At 64.3% G+C, this 25760-nt stretch carries 29 protein-coding genes and 1 pseudogene; 17 read left to right on the forward strand and 13 right to left on the reverse strand.

The genetic code is table 11. From position 1 onward, the window contains the following. The first annotated feature begins 14 nt into the window (after nt 1-14). The 3 genes from wrbA (at nt 15) to ABC729_RS00905 (ending at nt 2037) form a co-directional block, all read left to right on the forward strand. A complete protein-coding gene (gene wrbA, locus ABC729_RS00895; RefSeq protein ID WP_495605798.1) occupies nt 15-617 on the forward strand; it encodes an NAD(P)H:quinone oxidoreductase in 603 nt (200 codons plus the stop codon). Nucleotides 618-704: 87 nt separating this feature from the next. Next, a complete protein-coding gene (locus ABC729_RS00900) occupies nt 705-1418 on the forward strand; it encodes a pirin family protein (protein WP_495605799.1) in 714 nt (237 codons plus the stop codon). 196 nt (nt 1419-1614) lie between these two features. Then, nucleotides 1615-2037 carry a DUF423 domain-containing protein gene (locus ABC729_RS00905; protein ID WP_495605800.1) on the forward strand — a complete coding sequence of 141 codons (423 nt, stop codon included), beginning with the start codon at nt 1615-1617 and terminating at the stop codon, nt 2035-2037. Here ABC729_RS00905 and ABC729_RS00910 read toward each other — a convergent pair. Further along, entirely contained in the window at nt 2034-2324 is a 291-nt protein-coding gene (locus ABC729_RS00910) for an ArsR/SmtB family transcription factor (protein WP_495605801.1), read from the reverse strand. The two genes, ABC729_RS00905 and ABC729_RS00910, sit on opposite strands and share 4 nt — an antisense overlap. Nucleotides 2325-2410: 86 nt before the next feature. Here ABC729_RS00910 and ABC729_RS00915 point away from each other — a divergent pair, with 86 nt between their 5' ends. The 4 genes and pseudogenes from ABC729_RS00915 (at nt 2411) to ABC729_RS00930 (ending at nt 7740) form a co-directional block, all read left to right on the forward strand. Then, nucleotides 2411-2668 (forward strand): sulfurtransferase TusA family protein, encoded by a 258-nt coding sequence (locus ABC729_RS00915; RefSeq protein ID WP_495605802.1) that lies wholly within the window; start codon nt 2411-2413, stop codon nt 2666-2668. A 109-nt stretch (nt 2669-2777) separates the two neighbouring features. Further along, nucleotides 2778-3706, forward strand: a pseudogene (locus ABC729_RS00920) (histone deacetylase family protein). A gap of 122 nt (nt 3707-3828) precedes the next feature. Further along, nucleotides 3829-7032, forward strand: coding sequence for a glycoside hydrolase family 15 protein (locus ABC729_RS00925; RefSeq protein ID WP_495605803.1), 3204 nt, complete (start codon nt 3829-3831; stop codon nt 7030-7032). 87 nt (nt 7033-7119) lie between these two features. Next, nucleotides 7120-7740, forward strand: coding sequence for a GNAT family N-acetyltransferase (locus ABC729_RS00930; RefSeq protein WP_495605804.1), 621 nt, complete (start codon nt 7120-7122; stop codon nt 7738-7740). On the opposite strand, the gene ABC729_RS00935 is transcribed toward ABC729_RS00930, so the two are convergent. The 3 genes from ABC729_RS00935 to ABC729_RS00945 all read right to left on the reverse strand — a co-directional run bounded on the left by ABC729_RS00935 (nt 7721) and on the right by ABC729_RS00945 (nt 10146). After that, a complete protein-coding gene (locus ABC729_RS00935; protein ID WP_495605805.1) occupies nt 7721-8518 on the reverse strand; it encodes a lysophospholipid acyltransferase family protein in 798 nt (265 codons plus the stop codon). The two genes, ABC729_RS00930 and ABC729_RS00935, sit on opposite strands and share 20 nt — an antisense overlap. A 30-nt stretch (nt 8519-8548) precedes the next feature. Beyond that, entirely contained in the window at nt 8549-9367 is an 819-nt protein-coding gene (locus ABC729_RS00940) for a GNAT family N-acetyltransferase (RefSeq protein WP_495605806.1), read from the reverse strand. Nucleotides 9368-9723: 356 nt separating this feature from the next. After that, nucleotides 9724-10146, reverse strand: a complete 423-nt coding sequence (locus ABC729_RS00945; RefSeq protein ID WP_495605807.1) for a Ros/MucR family transcriptional regulator — start codon at nt 10144-10146, stop codon at nt 9724-9726. 97 nt (nt 10147-10243) lie between these two features. On the opposite strand from ABC729_RS00945, the gene ABC729_RS00950 reads away from it, so the two are divergent. Continuing rightward, nucleotides 10244-10492 carry a sulfurtransferase TusA family protein gene (locus ABC729_RS00950; RefSeq protein WP_495605808.1) on the forward strand — a complete coding sequence of 83 codons (249 nt, stop codon included), beginning with the start codon at nt 10244-10246 and terminating at the stop codon, nt 10490-10492. Nucleotides 10493-10502: 10 nt separating this feature from the next. Here the strand turns inward: ABC729_RS00950 and ABC729_RS00955 are convergent, their stop codons facing one another. Together ABC729_RS00955 and tsaB are read right to left on the reverse strand one after the other, a co-directional pair. Then, the gene (locus ABC729_RS00955; protein ID WP_495605809.1) at nt 10503-10976 is read right to left on the reverse strand and encodes a GNAT family N-acetyltransferase; all 474 of its coding nucleotides are present in this window, start codon (nt 10974-10976) and stop codon (nt 10503-10505) included. 3 nt (nt 10977-10979) lie between these two features. Next, nucleotides 10980-11672, reverse strand: a complete 693-nt coding sequence (gene tsaB, locus ABC729_RS00960; protein ID WP_495605810.1) for a tRNA (adenosine(37)-N6)-threonylcarbamoyltransferase complex dimerization subunit type 1 TsaB — start codon at nt 11670-11672, stop codon at nt 10980-10982. A 170-nt stretch (nt 11673-11842) separates the two neighbouring features. On the opposite strand from tsaB, the gene ddpX reads away from it, so the two are divergent. After that, entirely contained in the window at nt 11843-12418 is a 576-nt protein-coding gene (ddpX, locus tag ABC729_RS00965; RefSeq protein ID WP_495605811.1) for a D-alanyl-D-alanine dipeptidase, read from the forward strand. Here ddpX and truA read toward each other — a convergent pair. Beyond that, the gene (truA, locus tag ABC729_RS00970) at nt 12349-13152 is read right to left on the reverse strand and encodes a tRNA pseudouridine(38-40) synthase TruA (protein ID WP_495608621.1); all 804 of its coding nucleotides are present in this window, start codon (nt 13150-13152) and stop codon (nt 12349-12351) included. The two genes, ddpX and truA, sit on opposite strands and share 70 nt — an antisense overlap. Nucleotides 13153-13324: 172 nt before the next feature. On the opposite strand from truA, the gene ABC729_RS00975 reads away from it, so the two are divergent. Next, a complete protein-coding gene (locus tag ABC729_RS00975) occupies nt 13325-13972 on the forward strand; it encodes a calcium-binding protein (RefSeq protein ID WP_495605812.1) in 648 nt (215 codons plus the stop codon). 4 nt (nt 13973-13976) lie between these two features. On the opposite strand, the gene ABC729_RS00980 is transcribed toward ABC729_RS00975, so the two are convergent. Next, complete coding sequence (locus ABC729_RS00980) at nt 13977-14642, reverse strand: sensor histidine kinase (protein WP_495605813.1); 666 nt, start codon at nt 14640-14642, stop codon at nt 13977-13979. Nucleotides 14643-14728: 86 nt separating this feature from the next. Beyond that, nucleotides 14729-15694 carry an NAD(P)H-dependent flavin oxidoreductase gene (locus tag ABC729_RS00985; RefSeq protein WP_495605814.1) on the reverse strand — a complete coding sequence of 322 codons (966 nt, stop codon included), beginning with the start codon at nt 15692-15694 and terminating at the stop codon, nt 14729-14731. Nucleotides 15695-15887: 193 nt separating this feature from the next. Between ABC729_RS00985 and ABC729_RS00990 the strand changes: the two genes are divergently transcribed. From ABC729_RS00990 to yihA, 6 genes are all read left to right on the forward strand, one after another. Then, complete coding sequence (locus tag ABC729_RS00990) at nt 15888-16853, forward strand: pseudouridine-5'-phosphate glycosidase (RefSeq protein WP_495605815.1); 966 nt, start codon at nt 15888-15890, stop codon at nt 16851-16853. Nucleotides 16854-16983: 130 nt separating this feature from the next. Continuing rightward, nucleotides 16984-17118, forward strand: coding sequence for a 50S ribosomal protein L34 (gene rpmH / locus ABC729_RS00995; RefSeq protein WP_094456204.1), 135 nt, complete (start codon nt 16984-16986; stop codon nt 17116-17118). Nucleotides 17119-17128: 10 nt separating this feature from the next. Next, a complete protein-coding gene (gene rnpA, locus ABC729_RS01000; protein ID WP_054165784.1) occupies nt 17129-17557 on the forward strand; it encodes a ribonuclease P protein component in 429 nt (142 codons plus the stop codon). Further along, nucleotides 17554-17823 (forward strand): membrane protein insertion efficiency factor YidD, encoded by a 270-nt coding sequence (yidD, locus tag ABC729_RS01005; RefSeq protein WP_495605816.1) that lies wholly within the window; start codon nt 17554-17556, stop codon nt 17821-17823. The genes rnpA and yidD overlap by 4 nt, the downstream gene beginning before the upstream one ends. 83 nt (nt 17824-17906) lie before the next feature. Beyond that, on the forward strand, nt 17907-19634 hold the full coding sequence (gene yidC, locus ABC729_RS01010) for a membrane protein insertase YidC (protein WP_495605817.1): 1728 nt from the start codon (nt 17907-17909) through the stop codon (nt 19632-19634). 136 nt (nt 19635-19770) lie between these two features. Then, complete coding sequence (yihA, locus tag ABC729_RS01015) at nt 19771-20451, forward strand: ribosome biogenesis GTP-binding protein YihA/YsxC (protein ID WP_495605818.1); 681 nt, start codon at nt 19771-19773, stop codon at nt 20449-20451. 225 nt (nt 20452-20676) lie between these two features. Here yihA and ABC729_RS01020 read toward each other — a convergent pair whose 3' ends face one another. From ABC729_RS01020 to ABC729_RS01035, 4 genes are all read right to left on the reverse strand, one after another. Further along, nucleotides 20677-22020, reverse strand: coding sequence for a sensor histidine kinase (locus tag ABC729_RS01020; protein ID WP_495605819.1), 1344 nt, complete (start codon nt 22018-22020; stop codon nt 20677-20679). Beyond that, on the reverse strand, nt 22020-22679 hold the full coding sequence (locus ABC729_RS01025; RefSeq protein ID WP_495605820.1) for a response regulator transcription factor: 660 nt from the start codon (nt 22677-22679) through the stop codon (nt 22020-22022). The genes ABC729_RS01020 and ABC729_RS01025 overlap by 1 nt, the downstream gene beginning before the upstream one ends. Continuing rightward, nucleotides 22679-23026 (reverse strand): PepSY domain-containing protein, encoded by a 348-nt coding sequence (locus ABC729_RS01030; RefSeq protein ID WP_495605821.1) that lies wholly within the window; start codon nt 23024-23026, stop codon nt 22679-22681. The genes ABC729_RS01025 and ABC729_RS01030 overlap by 1 nt, the downstream gene beginning before the upstream one ends. 327 nt (nt 23027-23353) lie before the next feature. Then, on the reverse strand, nt 23354-23917 hold the full coding sequence (locus tag ABC729_RS01035) for a hypothetical protein (RefSeq protein ID WP_495605822.1): 564 nt from the start codon (nt 23915-23917) through the stop codon (nt 23354-23356). A 202-nt stretch (nt 23918-24119) separates the two neighbouring features. Here ABC729_RS01035 and ABC729_RS01040 point away from each other — a divergent pair, with 202 nt between their 5' ends. After that, the gene (locus ABC729_RS01040; protein ID WP_495605823.1) at nt 24120-25760 is read left to right on the forward strand and encodes a hypothetical protein; all 1641 of its coding nucleotides are present in this window, start codon (nt 24120-24122) and stop codon (nt 25758-25760) included.

The following is a 25760-nucleotide window of genomic DNA, read 5'->3' on the forward strand; positions in this document are numbered from 1 at the left end:
TGACGGAGAGCGAAATGAGCAAAGTTCTGGTCCTCTACTATTCCTCCTACGGCCATATCGAGACGATGGCCAAGGCCGTTGCCGAGGGCGCGGCGTCGGTCGCCGGCACCGAAGTGGTGGTCAAGCGCGTGCCGGAACTGATCCCGGAAGAGGTTGCCAAGCGTTCCGGCATCAAGCTGGAGCAGGATGCCGCTGTCGCCACGGTGGACGAGCTGCCGAACTATGACGCCATCATCTTCGGCACGCCCACCCGCTTCGGCATGATGGCCAGCCAGATGCGCAACTTTCTGGACCAGACCGGCGGTCTGTGGGCCAAGGGTGCGCTGATCGGCAAGGTCGGCTCGGTCTTCGTGTCCACGGCGACCCAGCATGGCGGCCAGGAGGCGACGCTGCTGTCCTTCCACACCACCCTGCTGCACCATGGCATGGTCATCGCCGGCCTGCCCTACAGCTTCGGCGGTCAGAGCCGCCTGGACGAGGTGACGGGCGGCAGCCCCTATGGTGCCACCACCATCGCCGGCGGTGACGGCTCCCGCCAGCCGTCGGAGAACGAGCTGGAAGGTGCGCGCTTCCAGGGTGCACATGTGGCCCGTCTGGCGGCCAAACTTTCCGCATAACCTCTTTCTATCTCATTCCATGACCGTAACGGTCCCAGCAGCGTTGCCAGTTCGGGGCGCTGCCGGGAGCCATCAAGGAGAAGTGTCATGATCGAACATCGCCCCTTCGCTGGCCTGGGTAAGGCCAACCATGGCTGGCTGCGCGCGAATTTCCACTTCAGCTTCGCCGGCTACCACAATCCGTCGCGGGTCCATTGGGGACCGTTGCGGGTGTGGAACGATGACACGATCGACAGCAATACCGGCTTTGACCCGCATCCCCATCAGGACATGGAAATCATCACCTATGTCCGCAAGGGGGCCATCACGCACCAGGATTTCTTAGGCAATGAGGGTCGCACGGAAGCGGGTGACGTGCAGGTCATGTCGGCCGGCACCGGCATCGTACATGCCGAATATAACCGCGAACCGGGTGAAACCACCTTGTTCCAGATCTGGATCATCCCCAACAAGCGTGGCGTGAAGCCGCGTTGGGAGGCCGCGAAGTTCCCCAAGGGCACCGATGCCGATGGTCAACTGCGCGTCCTGGCGTCAGGCCGGGATCAGGATAAGGACAGCGGTGCGCTTTATATTCACCAGGATGCCGCACTTTTGGGTGGAACCTTGCCGGCTGGCACGGTGTTGACCCATCGCTTGGGTGAACGGCTGGCCTATCTTGTCCCCGCCCGGGGCAAGGTGAAGGTCAACGGTGTAACCCTTGACGCCCGTGACGGCGCCGCAGTGAAGGATGAGGATGTCCTGACCATTGAGGTGTTGGAAGAGGCTGAACTGATCCTGGCTGATCTGCCGCGTGCGGCCTGATCACCTGGGCTCACCATACCGGGGCCGGCTCCCCCATCCCCCTGAAGGCCGGTCCCGGTTCCAAAGGGCGGCGTCCTCCCCCCGGACGCCGCCCATTTTATTTTTGGGATGTTGGGATGCGCGCTTCCACCCCTTGGCGATGGCGACCGTTGGTGCCAGTTATCGGGAGAAGATAAGGTGCCAAGGAACCAACCCTGTGACCCATCCTGACAACTCCGCAGTTGCTGCGGCAGATTCCGTTGCCGCTCGCCTGATGCTGCTGGCCGGCTTGTTCGGGGCGGTTGCCGTGGCGGCAGGGGCCTTTGCCAGCCATGGGCTGGCCGGTGTGCGCGATGCCCATGCCGTCGATCTGTGGAAGACGGCCAGCCAGTATCAGATGGTGCACGCCCTGGCTATCCTGGTCCTGGCACCCCTGCGCCGGGCATTACCGGGACAGGCGCGGTGGCTGGCGGCGGCGGGCCTGTGCTTTGCCATCGGCTGCGTCCTGTTTCCGGGCGCGCTTTATGCGTTGGGCTGGTATGGGCCATCAGCCATGGGGGCGGTGGCACCCATTGGCGGGCTGTGCTTCATCCTGGGCTGGCTGCTGACAGGGGTTGCGGGCCTGCGTAGCGCCGGTTAGGGCCGTGCCGGGAACAACCGCCGCATCAGCGACAACACCTCGCTTGGTGCGTCGCCCTTCAACGCATAGAAAATGGTCTGTGCCTGACGCCGGGTGCGGACAAGCTCCTCCTGACGCAGGATGGCCAGATGCTGGGACAGGGCGGATTGCGACAGGCCGACCAGTGCTTCCAGCTCCCCCACCGATTTCTCGCCATGCGTCAGGTGGAGAAGGATGCACAAGCGGCGTTCATTGCCCATTGCTTTCAGCAGGGCGGCAGCGGCGTCGGTCTTGACAGGCAAAGTCATGGCATCCATAGCCTCAGGCAAACTGGATCGTGCCGGCCCCCCGTCAAGCCCTGGGTCCACAAGATTTTCCAAAAAGGGGAAAGCCCATGGATGTCATCATCCCTGCGGATGTCGCGCTGGACTGTTCGGGCCTGAAGTGCCCGATGCCGGTGCTGCGCGCGGCAAAGGCGCTGCGGGGCATGGCGGCAGGTCAGGTATTGTCCGTGACAGCCACGGACAAGGCGGCGCCCAAGGATTTCCAGACCTTCTGTACCGAGGGCGGACATGCGCTGCTTTCGACCGATGTCCTGGGTGACACGCCCCATGGGCAATTGGTACGGTTCACCATCAGGCGGGCCGGCTGATCTGTCGCAAAGACAGGCTTACCAAGGCCGCCCATGATGGAAATGGTCAACGCTGGCGTGAAAGACCGGCGGGCCGTGTTTGAGGAAATGACCGGGGATCTTGCTGCCCATGAACACGCTGCTTTTCTCCCATCCCGACTGTCTGGATCATGATACGGGCTATGGCCATCCTGAATGCGCCGACCGGCTGCGTGTCGTGCTGTCGGCACTGGAGGATGAGGCCTTCATGTTCCTGGACCGGCGCGATGCGCCCCTGGCCACGCGGGAGCAGTTGGAGCGGGTACATCCGTCCGGCCATGTCACGGCCCTGCTGGATGCCATTCCCGCCGACGGCCATGGCAGCATCGACGCCGACACCGTCCTTTCGCCCGGCACGGGCAAGGCCGCCCTTCGCGCCGCCGGTGCCGTCGTCGCCGCCGTTGATGCCGTGTGCGGGGGGAGGCGCGCAACGCCTTCTGCGCCGTGCGTCCGCCGGGCCACCATGCCGAACCGGATCAGGCCATGGGCTTCTGCCTGTTCAACAATGTTGCGGTCGGAGCGGCCCATGCCCGCGCCAACCACCGTATACGCCGCGTCGCCATCATCGATTTCGATGTGCATCACGGCAACGGCACCCAGACCTTCTGTGAACAGGATGCCGACCTGTTCTATGGCTCCACCCACCAATGGCCGCTTTACCCCGGCACCGGGTCGGTGAAGGAGAAGGGGGCGTTCGGCAATATCGTCAATGCTTGCCTGCCGCCCATGGCCGGCAGCCCGGAATTCCGCCACGCCATCCAATCCACGCTGATCCCCGCTCTGGACGCGTTCAAGCCCGATCTGGTGATGATCTCCGCCGGGTTCGACGCACATATGCGCGATCCCGTGGGCGGGCTTGACCTGACGGAGGATGATTTCGTCTGGGTCACGCAGAAGCTGATCGAGGTGGCGGACCGCCACGCCAAAGGGCGTATCGTCTCTGTCCTGGAGGGTGGTTACGACCTGCGCGCATTGGCCAACAGTACCGCCGCGCATGTGAAGACGCTGATGGTGGCCTGAGGCGACAGGCGATTTCTGCACGACAATCCCGACCGCCATGTTGCATTGCAACAGTTGCGCGGACGTGTAACGCTGTTACTCTGATTGGGTATGCAGTCAGCATGTTTGTTACGGGGTGTCAGATGCCGGAATCGCCATTGCCAAAGGGGATCGGCAAACAGGGGGGGCAGGCGGTGAAGACCGCGTTGGACCGCCTGTTCGACCATGTGAACCGCGTGATCCTGTCACGACAGCATCCGATCACGGGCTTGCTGCCGGCCAGCACGGCGGTCACGGTCCATGGCAATTACACCCATGCCTGGGTGCGCGATAACGTCTATTCGATCATCGGCCCCTGGGCCCTGTCGCTCGCCTATCGCCGCCGGGGCGACAGCACGGCCCGCGCCCGCCTTCTGGAACAGGGTGTGGTCAAGACCATGCGCGGCCTGTTGCAGGCCATGATGCGGCAGGCCGCCAAGGTGGAGCGGTTCAAGCATACCCAGGCTCCGCTGGACAGCCTGCACGCCATCTACTCCGCCAGTACCGGCGAGGCGGTGGCCGCCGATGATGGCTGGGGCCATCTGCAGATCGACGCTACTTCCTTGTTCCTGCTGATGCTGGCACAGATGACGCGGTCGGGCATGTCGGTCATCTACACGATGGACGAGGTGGCGTTTGTCCAGAACCTCGTCCATTACATCGGCCCCGCCTATCGCATCGCCGATTTCGGTATCTGGGAGCGGGGGCGCAAGATCAATGATGGGGCCGTGGAGCTGAACGCCAGCTCCATCGGCATGGCCAAGGCCGCGATGGAGGCCATGCAGGGCCTGGACCTGCTGGGGGAGGATGGGGGGCGCGTGGCCGTCATCCACGCCGTTCCGGATGAGATCGCGCGGGCACGGGCTACCGTGGAGGCGCTGCTGCCGCGCGAATCCGGGTCGAAGGAGGTGGATGCAGCCACGCTGGGGATTATCGGCTGGCCGGCCTTTGCCGTGGATGCCCCCGATCTGGTGGAGCGGACGCGCAATGAGATCCTGACCAAGCTGGCCGGCCCCTATGGCTGCAAACGCTTCCTGACCGACGGGCACCAGACGGTGCTGGAGGATCATTCCCGCCTGCATTACGAGGCGGGCGAGTTGGAGCGGTTTCGCGGCATCGAAAGCGAATGGCCGCTTTTCTACACCTATTTCTACGTCACGGCTCTGCTGACGGGGGATGCCCGTGACGCGGCACATTGGCGGGAAAAGCTGGAAAATCTGCTGGTGGAGCGCGGCGGTGACGCCCTGCTGCCGGAACTGTTCATCGTCCCGGAAGAGGCGGTGGCGGCCGAACGCGCCCATCCCGGCAGCCAGACCCGTGTGCCGAACGAGAATGTGCCCCTGCTCTGGGCGCAGAGCCTGTTCATCATGGGCCTGCTGATTGATGAGGGTTTCCTGGCGCCGGGCGATGTCGATCCGCTGAACCGGCGGGCCAAGCTGAAGCCCAAGCCGCCAGTGCCGCTGCGTCTGGTGGTTCTGGCGGAGGATGACAAGGTCCGGGCACAATTGAAGGAACAGGGGGTCACTTGTCCGACGCTGGCGCAGGCTGGCGGCTCGATCAATATCTGCCATGTCGATGTGCTGGTGGGTGCCCTGGCTGAACTGGGTCGGTGCGAGGCGCTGGGCCTGTCGGGGCGGCCGCCGCGCCGGCTGGGCACACTGATTACCGCCTGCGGCTTCCGTTTTGCCGGGCAGCCGGCGGTGATCGTGCCCACCTTTGTCGATGAACAGGACGGGTTCTATTTTACCTATGACCACCGGTTCCTGGTCGACCGGCTGCTGTCTGAAATCGCCTATATCAACCGCACCTGGACCTTCACCAAACCGCCGCTGCTGGTCTTCCCCGTGTCCAAGGGCATGGCGGCGGGCGAAGGCTTTGCGGAGTTGGCCAAGACCTTGGCCGATCTGGTGTCGGGCCGCGTGCCCGATCTGTGCGTGCGCGGCAGCGACCTGATTGATGCCTATGGCGGGGCGCGCATCGTCGGCTTTGACCAGATTGCCCCCTCCTGTCCTGTCACGGCCCGTCCCGTGCGCGCCTGGGCCGGCGATGATGCCTATGATTTCAAGGCACCACCGCCGGGCGGGGAGGATCGCCGCTGGATTGAGGAGGGGGACACGCCGTGGCTCGCCAAGTCGCTGACGGGTGAGCGCCGGGCCGACTGGCATCTGCTGATGCTGACCCTGCTGTGGCAGCGGCAGGGCCGGGATTTCGTGACGGAAGGTGGCGTGCCGCTGTGGCAGCGGGCGGAGGATATGTACCGCGCCGCCGGCCATGCCGGGCGCTGGGACATCGTGCGGCCCCTGGCCCATATGCTGAACCGCCATGATGAGCGGTTGCAGGACGCGGTGAAGGAGATCGTGGTCCGGCAGAAGCATGTGATCCTGGGGGCCAGTACCGTTGACCGCCCGCTGGCCAATGCCGACATCTCGGCCCGGCTGGCCACCATCGGCGGCGATCCGGCCACCCTGATGCTGCGTGAGGAGATGCTGCTGTTCAGCGGCACCTTGATCAAGGCCAGCCCGGACCTTTTCCGCTATACTCTGTCGCTGCGTCCCGCGGACCTTCTGGGCCTGCTGGTGCGCAGCGTGGCGCGCCAGCGCGGCTTGTCGGATGCGGCGGGTCTGGAGGTGCTGAAGGGCGAGGGGCCGCATGCCATCCTGACCCGGCTGCGCCGCCTGATCTCCCGCTGCCCCGGCATGACGGGGGATTTCTGCCTGCCTGTATTGTCGCGGGGCAGCGCCGTTGATCAGCCGGAATTCGCCATGGAGGGCGATTACTGGACGGCCACTGTGCTGACCGGTGGGGACTGGTGGGGCTGGCGCGATACAACGGGCACGCTGCTGCCGGTACCGGACGCCTTCTTCCAGCGGGTCTGGGGCCTGCTGCGTCATGGCGACGGCGTGATCATCGCCGACCCCAGCCATCAGGAAATGCGCCTGGATAGTGCCACCCTGCGCGCCGACCGTACCCCCGGCGAACGCGACTTCGCGCGCGAGGTGGAGGCGCGGCTGGACCGCATCATGAACCCGGAATACCGGCAATTGACGGTGGAAGCGCTGTGGGCCGTGTCGGAGATGCTGTCAGTCCACAGCAGCGTGCGCCTGCCGGGCTTGATCTCCACCGACCGCATCATCGCCACCGCCGTGGAGCGCCATTGGCGCCTGGGGCATCCGGGCCAAGCGGAGGTTGATCAAGCCGGGGCCTGGAAGGGCTTCTACAACCTGTCACCGGTGAAGGCGGCGGAGCATCTCGCCATGGGCGCCCTGATCCTGGCTGGACTGGCGGGGCCGGTGGCGGACGCGGCGTGAATCTCGTCTCCCGGACAATGGCTTGATTGACCGGACAGGGATGGTGGGGGGAAAGCTGTTGGTGGCTTTCCCCCGAACCGGTGCCCCATGTCCGACCGTCCCTATCCCGTCTATGATTTCAACCGTATCGATGCATCGCCCGTGACCCTGACGGGCAGCACCGCCCGGCTGGAGCCGCTGGGGGTGGAGCATCTGGATGCGCTGTGTGCCGTCGGGTTGGAAGGGGATATTTTCCGCTGGTACCCGACCCCGGTGCGCAGTCGAGATGAAATGGCCGCCTGGATCGCCTTCGCGCTGGCCGAACAGCAGTTGGGCCGGATGCTGCCCTTCGTCACCATCGAACAGGCAACGGGTCGTGTTGCCGGCTCCACCCGCTATCTGGCCATCGACAGGACCAATCGGCATGTAGAGATCGGCTTTACGTGGCTGGGCAAGGGGTTTCAGCGTTCAGGCCTGAACCGCGACGCCAAGTTCCTGATGCTCCGTCACGCGTTCGAGGTCTGGGGCTGTGCCCGTGTGGAATTCAAGACCGACAGCAACAATATGCAGTCCCGCACGGCCCTGGCGGGCATTGGTGCTGTGGAGGAAGGAACCTTCCGCAACCATGTTGTCCGGGCTGATGGCAGCCTGCGCCACTCCGTCTATTTCTCCATCACGGATCGCGAATGGCCGGATGTAAAGGAAAGGCTTACGCCGCGCGACCGGTGACGGCGCGTTCCACGCCCTGGGCCACCGACTGCCAGCAGATATCGGCCAGCGCCTTGCGGGTGCCGACGGTGTCCAGCGACTGCGCGGCGTGGAACTCCACGACGATGCGCAGGCGGCCCGCGCGCACCATGCGCCACAGGTGTGGCGGCAGCTCCATGTCGCCATACCACGCATAGAGTTGACGCCAGACATAACCCAGGGGGATACCGTCCAGATGGGTCGCTGTTACGCTGACCGGCTGTACGGTCAGGGGCCGTTCCCCGATCCGGGTGGAGGCCACGGCGAACAGGGCTGTCTTGAAGGGCAGGGTGCGGTTGCCGTCGCTGCTGGTTCCTTCCGGGAACAGGACAAGGCTGTCGCCAGCCTGCAAACGGCCTTGGATGCTGTCGCGCTGTTCATCGGCCTTATGCCGGGCGTTACGGTCCACGAAAACGGTGCGCTGTAACCGTGCCAGCAGGCCGAAGACCGGCCAGCCATTCACTTCCGACTTCGCGATGAAGCTGACGGGCACGATTGTGCTCAGCACCGGAATGTCGAGATAGGAGGAATGGTTGGCGATGAACAGGACGGGTCCGGCATCGCTGGCGGGCTGCCCCTTCACCACGACCTCAATACCCAGGATGCGGCAGCAGATGCGGTGGTAGAAGCGCGGGAAACGGGCGGCGGCCCCCTGCGGCGACACGCGCAGCAGCACCACCTGCACCGGAATGCAGATCAGCGTGAAAAGCGCATAAAGGGTAAGCCGCGTGAGGCCCAGCAGGGTCGAGCCGATATTCATCCTGTTCGCCCGCCGTACCGGTTTCGATGATCAGATCAGGGACGAGCCCCGGCGCTCATAATGGCGCAGGTACTTGTCGGTGATCAGGTCGGTCTTCACGACGATGGAAACGTCGGTGGTATTGAACTGATGGTCAACCACCGCGCCCTCGCCCACGAAACCGCCCACCCGTAGATAGCCCTTGATCAGGGCCGGCACTTCATTGATGCCACGGCGGGGATCGATCTCATGCTCCTCCATCATCGCCATCTCAACATAACGATGCGGCAGGGCCACCGGGCGCAGGGCCGGCGGTGCCAGATGATGGTAGTAGAGATAGGAAAGCGGCAGGGCCAGGGCCTTCGGGTCGGTGCCCGGCAGGCTAGCGCAGCCGAACATCAGCTTGATATCGTAATGGGCCGAATAGGCTGCGATACCGCGCCACAGCAGCTGCATCGTGCCCCGGCTGCGGTAATTTACGTCCACGCAGGACCGGCCCAACTCCAGCACCTCGCCCGGATATTCCTCAATCCGGGAGATGTCATATTCGTCGGAAGAGTAGAAGGAACCGGCGCGGGCTGCGGTGGCCCGGCGGATCAGGCGATAGGTGCCCACCACGGCGTCGGTGCCATCGCCCAGGCTGCGGTCGATGACCAGTAGATGGTCGCACAGCGTGTCGAACATGTCGAAGTCGCGCCGCTGAGCCATCATCTCTGCCGTGGGCTTGGCCGCCATCTCCTCATAGAAGACGCGGAAGCGCAGGCGCTGTGCTGCTGCAACTTCGGCGGCGGTCTCCGCCAGGCGGACCTCAAGATTGCCGGAACGGATTTCGCCGGAAATCAGGGCTTCGGTGGAAAAGATGTCAGCCATGCTCTCACATATTCTGGGTCGCCGGCATTTGTCGGCTGCGGCCGTTCCTGCCGCCCTCTCCGTCTTTCACGAAGTCTGGGTGCCACGGTCGCCGCCACGCCCATTGGCATAACACGAAGCGACGCGGGCCGGTCAACCCACTGCATCACAATGCAGGGGCCAATCACGAAAGTTTCATGCCCTTGTCCCGCAACTTTCAAAGATATAGCGGGCTCGCGGGTAGGTTCGCCGTGGTGCCATGCGCAAATCACATTGGTTGGGACGTCAATATCGCCCCGTCCAAAGACAAGGGGGCGACCCGCAGGCCGCCCCCTTGTCCCGTCAACATTCCACACCGGGGCGGGAATTGTCGATCTTTACTCGTCGTCGCCGGCGCGGCGGGCACGGGTGCCCAGACCAATCTGCTTGGCCAGACGCGAACGCTGCTTGGCATAGTTCGGTGCAACCATCGGGTAGTCCGGCGGCAGGCCCCAACGCTCACGATATTCTTCCGGCGACATATTGTATGCTGTCTTGAGATGGCGCTTCAGCATTTTCAGCTTCTTTCCATCTTCCAGGCAAACAATATACTCGGGCGTCACGGACTTCTTGATGGCGACTGCCGGCTGCGGCTTCTCGCTCTGAACCACCGGCTCCGTGCCGATGTTCGACAAGGCGCGGTAAACCTGATCAATCAAACCCGGAAGATCGTTGATTGCGACTGTATTGTTGGAAACATGGGCCGCGACGATTTCGGTCGTGAGAGACAAAAGTTCGGGCGAGGACGATGCGTTGGTCATGTATGATTGCTCCAACCAAGAAACTCGATGGTGATATAAGTCTTATCTGAACATCATGCAATATCGATTTGGTACGTCTTCAAAGGAATCGAGCATCGTGGAAAACATAGCAGACCAGTTCCTGGACATCACCTCGCTTGTCTGTCCTATGACATTCGTGCGCACGAAACTTGCCGTGGAGCGGCTCAATTCCGGCCAAATCCTTGAAGTGCGTATGAATTTTGGCGAACCTTCGCGCAATGTTCCAGCCAGTCTACGGGAACACGGCTATGTCGTTGCTGATCCGCAACCGGAGAATCCCGCGAGTCCTGACGGGGTTCAGCGGCTTTTGGTCAAGAAGCCTTAACCAATAAGGCCTAGGCCAAGTCAATTACCATGACGTTTGCGTCAATTGACTGCCCAGCATGTTGATAATAACCGCGCCGCCGGCCGGCATTCGTGAAGCCGTTGGAAGCATAAAGCGACTGCGCCGCTGTATTGGTAACCGCTACTTCTAGGAAGACGCGGGCGACTCCGTTTTCTTTCAGCCGGATCAGGCCATGGCGCAGCAACATGGCACCCAGCCCGCGGCCGCGCGCACCGGGGGTGGTGCCGATGGTCAGCAGTTCCCCCTCGTCCAGCACCTGCCGCCATAGGGACAGGGCACGGGGCAGACCGTCCTCCATCAGGATGAAACCCGCAATGCTGGGCGTGACCAGGAACGCCGCGAAGGCGGGCGCGTCCCAGGCTGGGCCTGACAGGGCGGGGTCGGCGAAGGCCAAGCCATGCAGGGCGGCCATCACATCAGCATGCGCGATGCGGGCGGCAACGATTTCGATCTTCGCCGCCATGTCTCAGCTCTGCTTCGGCAGGGTGACGTCCGGCGGGCGCAGGTAGAAGGGATCGGCGATGCGGGCCGCGATGCCGTCCTGATGCTGAAGCGCCGCGATGCGCGCGGTGGCCAGCGCCTCGGCGGCCCCCGTCGTCTCCCGAATCGCCACGTTGCCATTCCAAGCGCCCAGCGCCTGCGCCGTCCGTGCGGCGGCATCGCCGACAATCAGCAGGGGGCCTGCGGGCAGGTGCGCGGCAGCATAGGCGGGCAGGTCGGCAGGCAGCACATCCGCCGGTTCGTCCAGAGGTATCAGAGCGGCGGTGAAGGGCTGCAGGAACAGGTCATCGCGCCGGCTTTCAATGGCAGCCAGCAGCGTGTGGCCGGCACGGATATCATCATCCAGGCCATGCACCGCCGCCTCCAGCGTCGTCACCCCGACCAGCGGACAATTGGCGGCCAAGGCGAAACCGCGCGCGGCGGCAAGGCCCACGCGCAGGCCCGTGAAGGTGCCGGGTCCCACCGTCACGCCGATGCGCGACAGGTCGGCAAAGCCGATACCGGCCGCCGCCATGGTTTCCTGCACCATGGGCACCAGCTTTTCGGCCAGCCCGCGCTGCATCATCTCCGCACGGACCGCCAGCGTGCGGCCCGATGCGGCATCCCACAGGGCGACGGCACAAGCGCTGGTCGCCGTATCCAGGCCAAGCGTGATCATGCTCTTTCGCTTCGCTTCATCTGTTCCCTCAAACGCCGGGCGCCGCCGTCCGGCGGCTTGGCTTACGCGATCACGCGGTCGCGGGCAGGCAGTCTCCAGCCTCCAACAGCATGCGCCGAAATCTAACGCTGTTGGTATAAAGGTCGTTACAGCAACAACAAGGGTGAACCATGCGGTTCGTCACCATTGCCCTGCCGACCTTCGATGTCGATCTCGATCTTCGCTATGCCACGGCGGAGAATCTGACGGGAAGGCCGATCTTCGCGCGACCGATCTGTCTGCTGCACCCCGATGCTGCGACGGCATTGGCGCGGGCCATCCGGCTGGCGGCGGCACAGGGGCTGCGGTTGCATGTCTTTGACGGCTATCGCCCGCCGGCGGCGCAATGGGCGTTGTGGAACGTGCTGCCCGACCCGACCTTCATTGCCGATCCGCGCGTCGGGTCCAGCCATGGGCGCGGTGTCGCCATCGACCTGACACTGGCCCAGGCGGATGGCACGGTGCTGGAGATGGGAACGGGTTTCGACGATATGCGCCCCATCGCCTGGCATGCCGATACCAGCATCCCTGTGGAGGCGCAGCGTAACCGCGCCCTGCTGCTGGGTATCATGGCGGCGGCGGGGTGGCAGCATTACGCCTATGAATGGTGGCACTATCAGTTGCCGGACGCGTCTTCTTACCCGTTGGTGGAGGATGGGGTGCTGGGACCCTCGCTGATGGGTTCGGGGAATTCATCGCCGGGGTAAAAGGCGCGGGTGAAGTACAGGCCGTCAGCGGGGGCGGTCTGTCCCGCCGCCGACCGGTCGCGGGCCTCCAGCGCTGCCTGCACATCATCGGCGGTCCAGCGCCCTTCGCCCACCATCTTCAAGGTGCCGACCATGTTGCGCACCTGATGGTGCAGAAAGGACCGGGCGCGGGCGACGATGTGGATTTCCTCCCCCACCCGCGTCGCCGACAATTCCGCCAGGGTCTTCACGGGGCTGGCTGCCTGACACAGCGAGGCGCGAAAGCTGGTGAAATCATGCCGGCCGATCAGCCGCTGGGCCGCCGCATGCATGGCATCGGCATCCAGCGGATGGGAGACCAGCCAGGACCGCCCGGCATCCAGCGCCAGCGGCGACCGCCGGTTGGTGATGCGGTACAGATAGGCCCGCCCGATGCAGGTAAAGCGGGCATGGAAATCACCCTCCATCGCCTCTGCCTTCAACACCGCGATGGGGTTGGGCTTCAGGTGATAGTTCAGGGCGTCGCGCACCTTCTCGGCGCTGACCGGCTTTTCCAGGTCAAAGCTGGCTACCATGCCGGTGGCATGCACGCCGCTGTCTGTGCGCCCTGCCGCATGAACCGTCACGGTTTCCTGGGCGAAGCGGCGCACGGCTTCTTCCAGGCAGCTTTGGACAGACGGACCGTGGTCCTGCCGCTGCCAGCCCAAAAAGGGGCTGCCATTGAATTCGACGGTGATTTTCCAGCGCTGGGCCATGGGGTGCGAACTTTCGGCAAGAGCGGCACAGCGATGCCGCCCGCAGGCCTGCCCGTCAACATTGAACATAATTCAATTTCTGTGGTGGCCATCACACCTGTGTCATGATGCCCATGCTAGCGTCCGGCGACCGGTAAGGCCGGAAGGCTGACAAGAAGAGGGGGGCCGAGCAATGGCCAAGTATGATTGGGTCGGCGAGGCCGTGGTGAATTCCATCACCCAGGTCTTGGTGCCGTCTATCGTGGATCTGGTGGTCGATCTGGGTCGCGAAGCCGTGGATGCGGTGCGCGGGCTGGACCTGCAGCCGATTCCGGGCACGATGTTTGCCGACAAGCTGTCGGGCACTGCTGGCAATGACCTGTTCGTCACGGGCGCTGGTGCCGACACGATCCGGGCGGGGGCCGGGACCGATGTGATCATCGCTGGCAAGGGCGACGACGTTATTGATGGTGGTGCCGGGTCTGATGTCATGTCGGGCGGCAGCGGCAATGACCGGTTTGTCTTTACCAGTGCTGCCCTGGTTGCCGGGGATCAGGACCTGTTGGTCGATGCCAAGGCTGGGGAGAGGCTGGATTTCGACGCCGCATCCGAATCGCTGCTGCGCATCGGTGGGGTTGCCCTGTCGGCGCTGACGGCGAATATCGTTGTTCCGACCTTCCTGCAGGCGGGTGTTACCAATGTCGCGCAGATTGACGGTCATCTGGTCATCGACCTGAACAATGATGGCCTGTACGATACCGCCAATGATTACAAGATCATCATCCCCGACGGACTCACCCTGCGTTACGACGCCGGTGCAGACTGGTTCGTGATCGCCTGATACTTCAAAAGCGCAAGGCGGCGGTCAGTCCCCTGACGCCGCCCAGCGTGAATTCGTGGCCCAGCCGGTGGGCGATATGGTGGCACAGCGTCAGGCCCAGCCCCAGGCCCCGCCGTGCTGGCCCTGGCCGCTCCAGCCGTCCGCACGGTTCCATAACCAGCGCGTGTTGATCCGCCGGGATGCCCTCCCCATCGTCGGCCACCAGCAGGGTGGGGCCATCCGCCCGGCGGACGCCCACCAGGATGCGGGTGCCGGGCGCGCCATGGGTGATGGCATTCTCAATCAGGGCACGCAGCAGCCGGTCCAGCATGACGGGATCGGTTTTGACCACCAGACTGGATTGGACAAGTCGTATGGGCCGCCCAACCTGGGCCGCCCGTTCCGCCAGTTCGCCCGTGACACGGGCTAGGAGTGGCCCTAGCGGCACCTGTTCCAGGTGCAGTTTGGCGCTGCCACTGGCCAATGATGCCAGCGTCAGCACCTGATCCATCTGGGCCGCCCCGATCTCCAACGCTTCTTCCAGCCGGTTGGCCAGTTCCGCCTGTTTCGGGTCGGTCAGCTTCATCTGCAGCAGGTTAAGGAACAGGCGCATGGCCTGGAACGGCTGCTTCAGGTCGTGGCCGACGGAGGCGAGAAGGCGGATCGGGTCAATCGGGGTGGGGCTGGTCATGCTCTGCTGCTGCCTTGGAAACCGGCCCGACTGTGGCCGGCTTTCACCCCAGCGTCCAGCCCGGACCCGCTCGCCCCGCCAAAGGGTCACACGTAATCAGCGGGGATGGCGGCGGCGGCGCGGTACTCTTCCTTCATACGGGCCACCAGTTCGGCGACGGGCGGGGCGTCATGAATGGTGCCGATGCCCTGGCCGGCGGACCAGATATCCTTCCAGGCCTTCTTCTTCGACCAATCCTCGATGGACAGGTTGGGATCGGCCTGACCGCCGGAAATGGCATTGACGTCGATGCCGTTGGCGGCGACGCTGGGGGCCAGATAATTGCCAGGAATGCCGCTGAACATCGGCGTATAGACGATGTCCGCACCCGTATGGTCGATGATCATCTGCTTATAGGCGTCGGGCGCATTGCCCTCGGCAGTCGCGATGAATCGGGTGCCGATATAGGCGAAGTCGGCCCCCAGCACCTCTGCCGCACGCACCTGCGCGCCCGATGACATGGCCCCGGCCAGCACGATGGTACCGCTGAAGAATTCCCGCACCTCCGACAGAAGCGCGAAGGGCGACATGGTGCCGGCATGACCGCCGGCCCCGGCGGCGACCAGGATCAGGCCGTCCACCCCCGCCTCAATCGCCTTCCGGGCGTGGCGGATATTGGTGACGTCGTGGAAGACCAGCCCGCCATAGGAATGCACCGCCTCGACAATGCCCACTGGCGCCCCGACCGAGGTGATGATCAGCGGCACCTTGTGCTTCACCATCAGTTCCACATCACCCTGAAGGCGGGTGTTAGAGCGATGCACGATCAGGTTCACACCGAACGGGGCCACCGGCTTGTCCGGGTTGGCGGCGGCGTAGTCGGCCAGTTCGCCCGTGATCTTGGTCAGCCATTCATCCAGCACTTCCGGCTGGCGCGCATTCAGGCTGGGGAAGGTGCCGACGATGCCGGCCTTGCATTCGGCCAGGACCAGTTCGGGATAGGAGACAATGAACATGGGTGACGCGATGACGGGCAGCGACAGCTTTCCCTTGAACTGGCTGGGCATGGGCATCTTCGGTCATTCCTCTCCGGCGGCGCTTTGGGCGCGCGATTGCTTGATTGATGGAGTGGTTTTAGCACGCTCGTTCGCAGGTCGCCAGAACCCCGGTCATGGGCGCATGGCGGCCCCGCCGGTGGGCGGCGTTGCGCGCTGTGCCCGTGGCGTTGCATTCTCCGCGCCGATTTGAAATCCAAGGGCCGGTGCCATGCAGGACTTCCTCTCCATTCATCCCGAAGTGGCGGCGGCGTTGAAGGCCGGCAAGGCCGTCGTGGCGCTGGAATCGACCGTGATCAGCCATGGTCTGCCCTATCCCGCCAATGTAGAGACGGCCAAGGCGCTGGAAGCCGCCATCCGCGCCGAAGGGGCGGTGCCCGCCACCATCGCCGTGCTGGATGGCCGCATCCGTGTCGGTCTGGATGCAGAGGATATTGAGCGTCTGGCCCAGCCGGGCGTGCGCAAGGTCAGCCGCCGCGACCTGCCCGTCGCCTTGGCCCAGGGTGCGGACGGTGCCACGACCGTCGCTGCCACCATGATCGGTGCGGCCCTGGCCGGCATCGCGGTGTTCGCCACGGGCGGCATCGGCGGCGTGCATCGCGGGGTGGAGACCACCCTGGACATTTCCGCCGACCTGGAAGAACTGGCGGCGACCGATGTGGCCGTGGTCTGTGCGGGGGCCAAGGCCATCCTGGATTTGCCGCGTACCCTGGAATATCTGGAAACCAAGGGCGTGCCGGTCATCGGCTTTGGCACCGACCGTTTCCCTGCCTTTTACACGGCGTCCCTGCCGCTGCCCGTCGATGGGCGCTGTGATTCGGCGGAAGAGGCGGCCCGTGTCCTGCGCGCAAAGTGGCAGCTGGGCCTGGGCGGTGGCGTCGTGATCGGCGTGCCGATCCCCGATGACGCCGCCCTGGATGCCGAGGCGGTGGAAGCCGCCATCGCCCAGGCCGTGGGTGAGGCCGAAGCGCAGGGCGTGCGCGGCAAGGCGCTGACGCCCTTCCTGCTGAAGCGCATGGAAGAACTGACGGGTGGGGCCAGTCTGGCCGCCAACCGCGCCCTGCTGCTGAACAATGCCAAGGTGGGCGCGCGCATCGCTGTCGCCTATGCTGCGCAGAAGTCGGAATTCGCCCTGCCCAAGAAGGTGGTCACCGCCAAGCGCCCGCCGGGCTACTAAACCTGTCCGGAACGGCGGAAGGGCAGGGTTGCAGCCGTAACCCCTGTCCCCCGTTGACTCCTTACCCCTTCACCACTATAGAACGCGCTTCGTTTTAGACGTCAGCAGTTCCAAGACCGGAGTAAGTACCGTGAAGCGTCCTTTTCAGCCGTCCAAGATCGTGCGCGCCCGCCGTCATGGTTTCCGCGCCCGCATGGCCACCGCCGCCGGCCGCAACATCATCAATAAGCGCCGCGCCCAGGGCCGCAAGAAGCTGAGCGCCTAAGGTTACCGGCATGGCGCCTCCCAAATCCAAGGTGGGGCGCCTGACCAGACGGCCGGAATTCCTGGCCGTCGCGGGCGCCCGTCGCAAATGGGCCACGCCGGGTCTGGTTCTTCAGGCCCGCGCCCATGATGAGCGGCAGCACCCCAATCCCGGCGAACCGCCGGTGCGGATCGGTCTGACGGCCAGCAAGAAGGTGGGGGGTGCGGTTGAACGCAACCGCGCCCGTCGTCGTCTGCGCGCGGCGCTGGCCGAGGTGCTGGCCCCCAATGCCACCCCCGGGCACGATTTCGTGCTGGTGGCGCGGGCGGAAACGGTGCGCCGGCCCTATGCCGACCTGAAGGCTGACCTCACCCAGGCTTTGAAGAAGCTGCGGTTGTGGAAGGGCAAGCGGGAAGCGGCGCAGGCCGAATCGGTCCTGGCGAAGGATGAAAACGCATGAGCCCGGCGGCTTGGCTGCTCCGGGCTTTTGTGCATTTCTACCGCTGGGTCATCCGGCCGATGATGGGGCCGCCCCGTTGCAGATTTCACCCCTCATGCTCACATTACGCGCTGGAAGCACTGGCGGCGCATGGGGCATTGCGGGGCGGTTGGCTGACCCTGCGGCGCTTGGCGCGCTGTCATCCCTGGGGTGGTGACGGGTATGACCCGGTGCCGCCCCGCCATCCGGGGCACCCCCGGAATGAGAAATGTTGCGGCGGGCATTGATCGCCCGCCGTTTTCATGTGACCAACCGGGCGCGATCCCGGTATGTAACCGGCCATTGAATTCGGAACCTGGACCAAGCACCCATGACGGATCAGAAGAACCTTGTCCTGACCATCGTGATCTCCATCGCGATCCTGTTCGGGTTCCACTACTTCTATGAGCGTCCGCGTCAGCTGGCGGCGCAGGCCGAGGCGCAGCGCCAGCAGGCGCTGATGGCCGAACAGGCCCCGCCGGCCGTGCCGGGCACCGCACCTGGCATCACCGGTGATGGCGCTGTGCCGGCTGTGCGCGACCGCGCCAGTGTCCTGGCCGAGACGGGCCGTGTCACCATCTCCACCCCCAGCTTGCACGGGTCGATCAACCTGCGCGGCGGTCGGGTGGATGACCTGACGCTGGCCAAGTACAGGACCACGCCGGACAAGAGCAGCCCGGAAGTGGTGCTGCTGGCCCCGGTTGGGACCGAGCATCCCTATTACGCCGAGTTCGGCTGGGTCGCTGCCAATGCCGGCGATACCGTGGCCCTGCCCAAGGCCGATACGGTGTGGACCGCCAGCGCCAATACACTGACGCCCGACAGCCCGGTCACCCTGTCCTGGGACAATGGGGCTGGTCTGGTGTTTGAGCGGACCTTCGCCATCGACGCCAATTACATGTTCACGGTGACGCAGCGCGTGCGTAACGAAACCGGGGCACCCGTGGCCCTGAACCCCTATGGGTTCGTGCAGCGCCGTGGCACGCCGAAGGTGGAAGGGACCTACGTCCTGCATGAAGGGCCGCTGGCCATCGTTGACGGCACCCTGAAGGAATATAAGTACGACGATCTGAAGGATGACGGTAAGATCATCAACCTGTCCTCCACGGGCGGCTGGATCGGCATCACGGATAAGTATTGGCTGGTCGGCCTGATCCCCGATCAGACGCAGACCACCGACCTGCGTGTCCTGCACCAGAAGGCTGCCACCGACATCTATCAGATCGACTACAAGGCCCCGGCCGTGACGGTTGCCGCCGGTGCCGCCGCCGAGACGACGCACCGCCTGTTTGCGGGTGCCAAGATCGTGGGTCTGCTGAACGAGTATAATGACAAGCTGGGCATCGACAGCCTGGATTATGCCGTTGACTGGGGCTGGTTCTATTTCCTGACCAAGCCATTCTTCCATGGTCTGGACTGGCTGGGCGTGACCATCGGCAATTTCGGTATCGCCATTCTGGTCTTCACCGTCTTCCTGCGTCTGGCATTCTTCCCCATCGCGAACAAGCAGTATGAGGCGTTCGCGAAGATGAAGAAGCTTCAGCCCAAGATGGAAGAGCTGAAGAAGAAGCACGGCGACAACCGCGAAGCCCTCTCCATGGAGATGATGAAGCTCTATAAAGAGGAGAAGGCCAATCCGCTGGCCGGCTGCCTGCCTATCCTGCTTCAGATTCCTGTGTTCTTCGCGCTGTACAAGGTCCTGTACGTCACCATCGAAATGCGCCATGCGCCCTTCTATGGCTGGATCCATGACCTGTCCGCCGCCGATCCGACGACGCTGTTCAACCTGTTCGGTCTGATCTCGTGGGACCCGCCCAGCATGCTGCATATCGGCATCTGGCCACTGCTGATGGGTGCCACCATGTGGCTGCAGCAGAAGATGAACCCGGCCAACCCGGACCCGGTGCAGCAGAAGGTGATGATGCTGCTGCCCTTCATCTTCACCTACATGATGGCCAGCTTCCCCGCCGGTCTGGTGATTTACTGGACTTGGTCCAACCTACTGTCCATCGCCCAGCAGTGGTTCATCATGCGCCGCATGGGTGTGAAGCCGACTTGATACGGTCCCTCAGGCACCGGGCGGCGGCATCCGCCGCCTTGGCTTACGCCGGCCTGGGTGACAGTTCTTCGTTGTTGTCGTTAAGCCCCCGGCCTTTGTGCCGGGGGTGTGTGTTTGAAGAGAAGGAGTTTTCGCCATGGCCAAGCCGCTGACCATCACCCCGTCCCTGATCGGTGATCTGACCGAGATGGAGATCGAGGCCGGGCGTCTGCTGTTCGCCAAGGAGTGCGACTTCTTCTGGGGGGCCGAAGCAGCGACCACGCTGCCGGAAGCGGTGCTGCCGGAGATTTGCTTTGCGGGCCGGTCGAATGTGGGCAAGTCGTCGCTGGTCAATGCCCTGACGGGGCGCAAGACGCTAGCCCGTACCAGCCAGACGCCGGGCCGGACGCAGCAGTTGAACTTCTTCAATCTGGGCAGCCGGTTGGTCATGGTGGATATGCCCGGCTATGGCTATGCCCAGGTGTCGAAGGAGCGGTCGGCCGCCTGGGTCGATTTCATCAAGTCCTATCTGCGGGGCCGCGTCACCTTGAAGCGCGCCCTGGTACTGGTCGATGCCCGCCATGGGCTGAAGCCGCATGATGTCGACATGATGAAGATGATGGACCAGACGGCGGTCGGCTATCAGATCGTGTTGACCAAGGCCGACACGCTGAAGCCCGGCGCCATTGACAAGATCCGCACCCAGGTGGCGTTGGCCCTGAAGACCCATGGCGCCGCCCACCCGGAAGTCCTGGCCACCTCGGCGGAGACGGGCTTGGGCATCCCGGAACTGCGCGGCTTCCTGACCCGCATGGCGGAGCCGGTGCCGGCGCAGTAAGTGGGGCTGCCAGGGCCGGCGAACCCATCCGGTGAACGGGGGGACGATCCGCACGGGACCCTGGCAGGCAGGACCGGGCATTGCAGGAAGGGGGATGCCCGGCCCCGTGGGGTGAACACAGCAAGCAGCTTGCCAAGTCAGTAAGCCAAGGAATTCCGCCAAACCCATGGTTGCGATCCCTTGTCGACTGTTCGAAAGCGGACACCCACTGTCCGGCGGCGTACACTATCCGCGTGGCAGGGACAGCACGGCCCGCAGGCCGCCACCATCCGCCTGATCCAGGGTCAGGTCGCCGCCGTAGAGGCGGGCCAGATCATCGACGATGGCCAGACCCAGGCCGCTGCCGGGCACCGCCTCATCCAGGCGCACACCCCGCGCCAGGACGGCGGCGCGTTCGGCCGCCGGGATACCCGGCCCATCATCCTCAATGACCATCCGCAACCGTTCCGCCCCGTCCGCCGTGACGGACAGGGTGACGTGGCCTCGACACCATTTGGCAGCATTATCCAGCAGGTTGCCGGCCATTTCCGCCAGATCCTGCGCCTCCCCCCGGAAGGACAGCGCGTCATCCCCGCTGAGCGCCACGTCGATATCCCGGTCGGGATGCAGTCGCGCAATGGTACGGGCCAGCGGGCGCAGGGTCGGCAGGACGGGCGTGCGCAGGCCGGCACCTTTGGCCATCGCGGCGGCACGGGCACGGGTCAGGTGGCGGTCGATCTGCCGGCGCATCCGCTCGGCCTCTGCCTGGATCAGGGCCGATTCGGTGGGATCGGACAGGGTGCTGGCAGAATTGGCGATGATGGTCAGCGGCGTCTTCAGGGCATGGGCCAGATTGCCGGCCTGGGTTCGGGCGCGGTCCAGCATTTCCGCATTATCCGCCAGAAGCTGGTTCAAATCATCAGCCAGCGGCTGCACCTCCGACGGGAAGGCCCCGATCAGCCGGGAAGTGTTACCCGCCCGCAGGTCGGCCAATGCCCGCCGCAGCCGGTCCAGCGGCACCAGACCCAGGCGCACCTGCACCAGGGCCGCCCCCAACAGGCCCAGCGCCAGCACGCCCAGCGACAGGGCCAGAACCTCTGCAAAGCGGCGTGTGGCGGCGGTCAGGTCGGCAGTGGTGGCCGCCACCGACACCTCCACCGGGCTCTCTCTCTCGGGCAGGCGCACACGGCGCGACCAGACCAGCAGTGCCTCTCCGTCCGGTCCTGTGGCGGTGCGGCGATGCAGGGCACCATCGTCGGGCACGGTCCCGTCGGGGCGCAGTTGCTGATCCCAGAGGGAGCGGGAGCGCAGGGTCACGCCCTGATCATCCGCCACCTGCCAGTAGAGGCCCGACAGGGGCCGCTGGAAGCGCGGGTCGGACAGGTCGCGCGATACCGACACCCGCCCGCCGGCACCCGGATGCAGGGCCACCGTCAGCTCATCCAGGTGCAGTTCGGCATGGCGGGCCAGCTCCACCTCCACATGGTTGCGGAAAATATCGGTCAGCAGCCAGCCGGCAACCGCCAGGGCCAGGGTCACCCAGACAAAGGCCAGTGCCAGCAGACGAAGCCCCAGTGACCCGCGCCGCATCAGACCGCTTCCATCCGGTAGCCCTGGCCGCGTTCAGTATGGATCACATTGGCCCCCAGCTTGCGCCGCAGCCTGCCGATGAACACCTCAATCGTGTTGCTGTCGCGGTCGAAATCCTGGGCATAGATATGTTCGGTCAGTTCGGTGCGCGACAGGATGCGCCCCTGATGATGCATCATGTAGGACAGCACCCGCTGTTCATGGGCCGTCAGGATGACGGGCGTGCCCGAGACCGTGACGCGGCCCGTGCGCGTATCCAGGCTGACGGGACCACAGGTGAGCGCCGGGGATGCCTGTCCGCCAGCACGCCTTATCAGGGCGCGCAGGCGGGCCAGCAATTCCTCCATGCGGAAGGGCTTGGCCAGATAATCATCGGCCCCGGCATCCATGCCCTCCACCTTTTCCTGCCAGGTGCCACGCGCCGTCAGGATCAGGACGGGCATGGCCCGACCCGCCGCCCGCCAATCGCGCAGCACCGACAGGCCATCGCGGCCCGGCAAACCCAGATCCAGCACGATGGCGTCATAAGGCTCCGTCTCGCCCATGAAGGCGGCCTCCACCCCGTCGGGTGCGGCGTCGGCAACATAGCCGGCCTCGTTCAAGGCTTGGATCAACTGCCGCCGCAGGTTGGCGTCATCCTCTGCCACCAGGATGCGCATCACTTTTTCTCCTTCAGCAGGTCCTTACCGGCGGCCTTGGCCTTCAGCAGCTTGCCATCGGCGGCATCGTACAGAAGCTCCACCAGCCGCCCGTCGGCGGCCAGGATCTCAATGTCATAGACGAAGCGCCCATGCTTGGTTTCCAGCTCCACCTCCAGCAGGCGACCGGGATAGTCGGCCTCTGCCTTTTCCATGATGGTCCGCAGAGACATGATCTCCCCCCGCTCCAGTGCCGCGCGGGCGCGGTCATGGTCGGCGCGGTCATCATCATCGTCATCATCGGCCCAGACATGCGGCGCGCCGGCCAGGGCCAGGAACAGGCAGAGGGGCAGCAGCACGAGGCGCATGGGCGGGGGTTCTCTCCGGCGGCAGGGCAGATGACGATACGGGTCTACGCAACGCTGTGAAACACAGTTTGAGTTGATGTTTCAGAGAGAGCGGGGCGGTGCAAACGCTGACGGGACGCGGCTCGTGCAACAGGATGAAACAGAAAATCAGGGTGTGTTGCACGGAAAAGCTTCGGAGTCCGAAAGCTGTCAGCTTCGAACGGGGGTAGGCGCAGGTATGGTGTTGATGGGGCAAAGCATAGCAGATCGGGTGGATGAAAGCAGCAGTTACGGGCGGCGTAAGTCAGGGCGGGGCTTGTCGCCCCGACCGGACCTACGACTGTTGCTTCAGTATGCCAACCCTTCGGCGGTCAGGCCGGACAGCAGCGCCTTCACGCCCACAAGGTCCAGCGTGCCCTGACCCTCGGCCAGTTCGGTCCAGGTGCCGTCATTATTGCTGTCGGCATAGACGGTCCATTCGGCGCGGCCCTTCTCGATCTCCGTTTTGACGACCAGACCGTCGCGCAGCTGCCAGGTCTCGTTCCGGTCGGGGCGTTCGGTTTCCCAGCGACCATCGTCCCATTCCTGAATGGTCGTGACTGTTCCGGCGCTGTCGAAGGTGAGGCGGCGGGAATCGTCCAGAGTGCCGCTGACGGGGCGGTTGAGGCTGTAGGCCTCGAAAAACACGCCGTCGCCATCGGCATCGGCGTAGAGCGTGACCTCCGTCCCGTCGCGGTCGGTTTCGGTCTTCACCACGCCATTGGCGGTGACCGACCAGCTTTCATTGCGGTCGATCTTCTCATTCTGCCAGCGGCCTTTCTCCATCTCCTGCACACCGGTGATGGTGCCATTGGTCTGGGTGAAGCGGTAACCACCTTCGAACGGGCCGGTGATGGTTGCGGTGCGGGACATGTGAAAGCTCCTGTCATTGTCTGCCAAGCGACCGGCCTGAAAGCGGGCCGGTGTCAGACGCGACAATAGGGGGGCGAACCTGAACGGCCCCTGAAAGTGCCGTTCAGAAACCGTTCAGGAATAAGACGGCGCGCGTCCGCCTTGATTGCGCCCGGATGCAGGCTTATCACCGGAACAGCTTAACCATCATCTCGGACCCCCCATGTCCCCCAGCCACCGTCCCTTACAGCCGCGCGCCATTCTTGTGGCGCTGCTGATCCTGCTGCCCCTGCTGGTGGCGTTCTATTCGTTAAGCCTGGGTCAGGACGGGAACTGGGACCTGCGCAATTACCATTGGTACAATGCCATGGCCTTCCTGGAGGGAAGGGAGCTGGTGCAGGATGTGGCACCGGCGCAGGTGGCGACCTTCTATAACCCCACGCTGGACATTCCCGTCTATTGGCTGGCGCAGGCTCTGCCGGGCCGCGCCGTGTCCTTCATTCTGTCCTGGGTGCAGGGCTTGAACCTGCTGCCGCTGACGGGGATCGCCTGGCTGCTGCTGCCGGTGTTGGGGGGGCGTGCGCGGGCGCTGGGGTCGGTGGCGCTGGCCCTGGTCTGCTTCGCCGGAGCGGGGCAGATGGGTCTGCTGGGCACCACCTTTTACGACAACGTCATCAGCCTGTTCGTGCTGGGTAGCGCCTGGCTGGTCATGGCGCGGGCCGATGATGTCTGGGCCGGGGTGCCCAAGGTGGCGTTTCCCATTGTCTTCATCGCCGGCCTGCTGGTCGGGTCGGCGGTTGGCCTGAAGCAGCCGACGCTGCCCTACGCGGTGGGGCTGTGCTTTGCCTTCCTGGCGGTGGCCGGCACCTTCTGGCGGCGGATGTTCCTGTCGTTTTTCTTCGGCATCGGCGTTATTGCCGGCATGGCGCTGTTTTCCGGCCATTGGATGTGGCACCTCTGGTCTACCTATCAAAACCCGCTATTCCCCTATTTCAACGATTTCTTTAAGTCGCCCTGGGGCGTGCCGGAGGCGTACCGGGATGACAAGTTCCTGCCCCATGGCCTTTGGAACAGTTTGATCTTCCCCTATACGTGGCTGATGGACCCGAAGAAGGTGGGGGAGATCATCTTCACCGACCTGCGCGTGCCGGTGATGGTGGTGGTCTTGATGCTGACCCCGTTCCTGGCGCTGGCCGGGCGGTTTATGGGCAAGCGCGATGCCGCCCAACAGGATGTGATGGTGCCGTTCCGGCCGGCGCTGTACCTGCTGGTGGCCGGGGGCTTGACCTATCTGGCGTGGCTGAAGCTGTTCGCCATCTATCGCTACCTCATCCCGCTGGAGATGATGGCACCCTTGTTGGTGGTGGCGGCCATCGCGCTGTGGCCGCTGCCACGCCGGGCCAAAGGAGTGGTGGTGTTGGCCCTGCTGGCGCTGGTCACCGTGACGGCCCGGCCCGGCACCTGGGCGCGGGTGCCATTTGCGGACAAGTTCGTGGAAGTGTCGATTCCCGACCTGCCCAACCCGGACAACACCATCGTGATCCAGACCGGCTACGCACCCACCAGCTTCCTGGCCTATGGGTTCCCGAAGAACGTGCCGTTCCTGCGCATCCACAGCTATTTCATCCATCCCGACCATGGCGACATCCTGTTGAACCGCGCCATGCATGAACGCATCGACGCGCATCAAGGGGATATTTTCTGGCTGGTCGCGCATTGGGAGATTTGGACGGCGGAACATATCCTACCCTATTACGGGCTGTCCGCAGATATGAGCGATTGCGGGCTGGTGAAGTCCAACCTGGATGAACCGATGATGCTGTGCCGGTTGCGCAAGGTGGTTGTTGCGCCAACTGATGGGTGA

This window comes from Niveispirillum sp. CC-CTL257 (assembly GCF_059489915.1).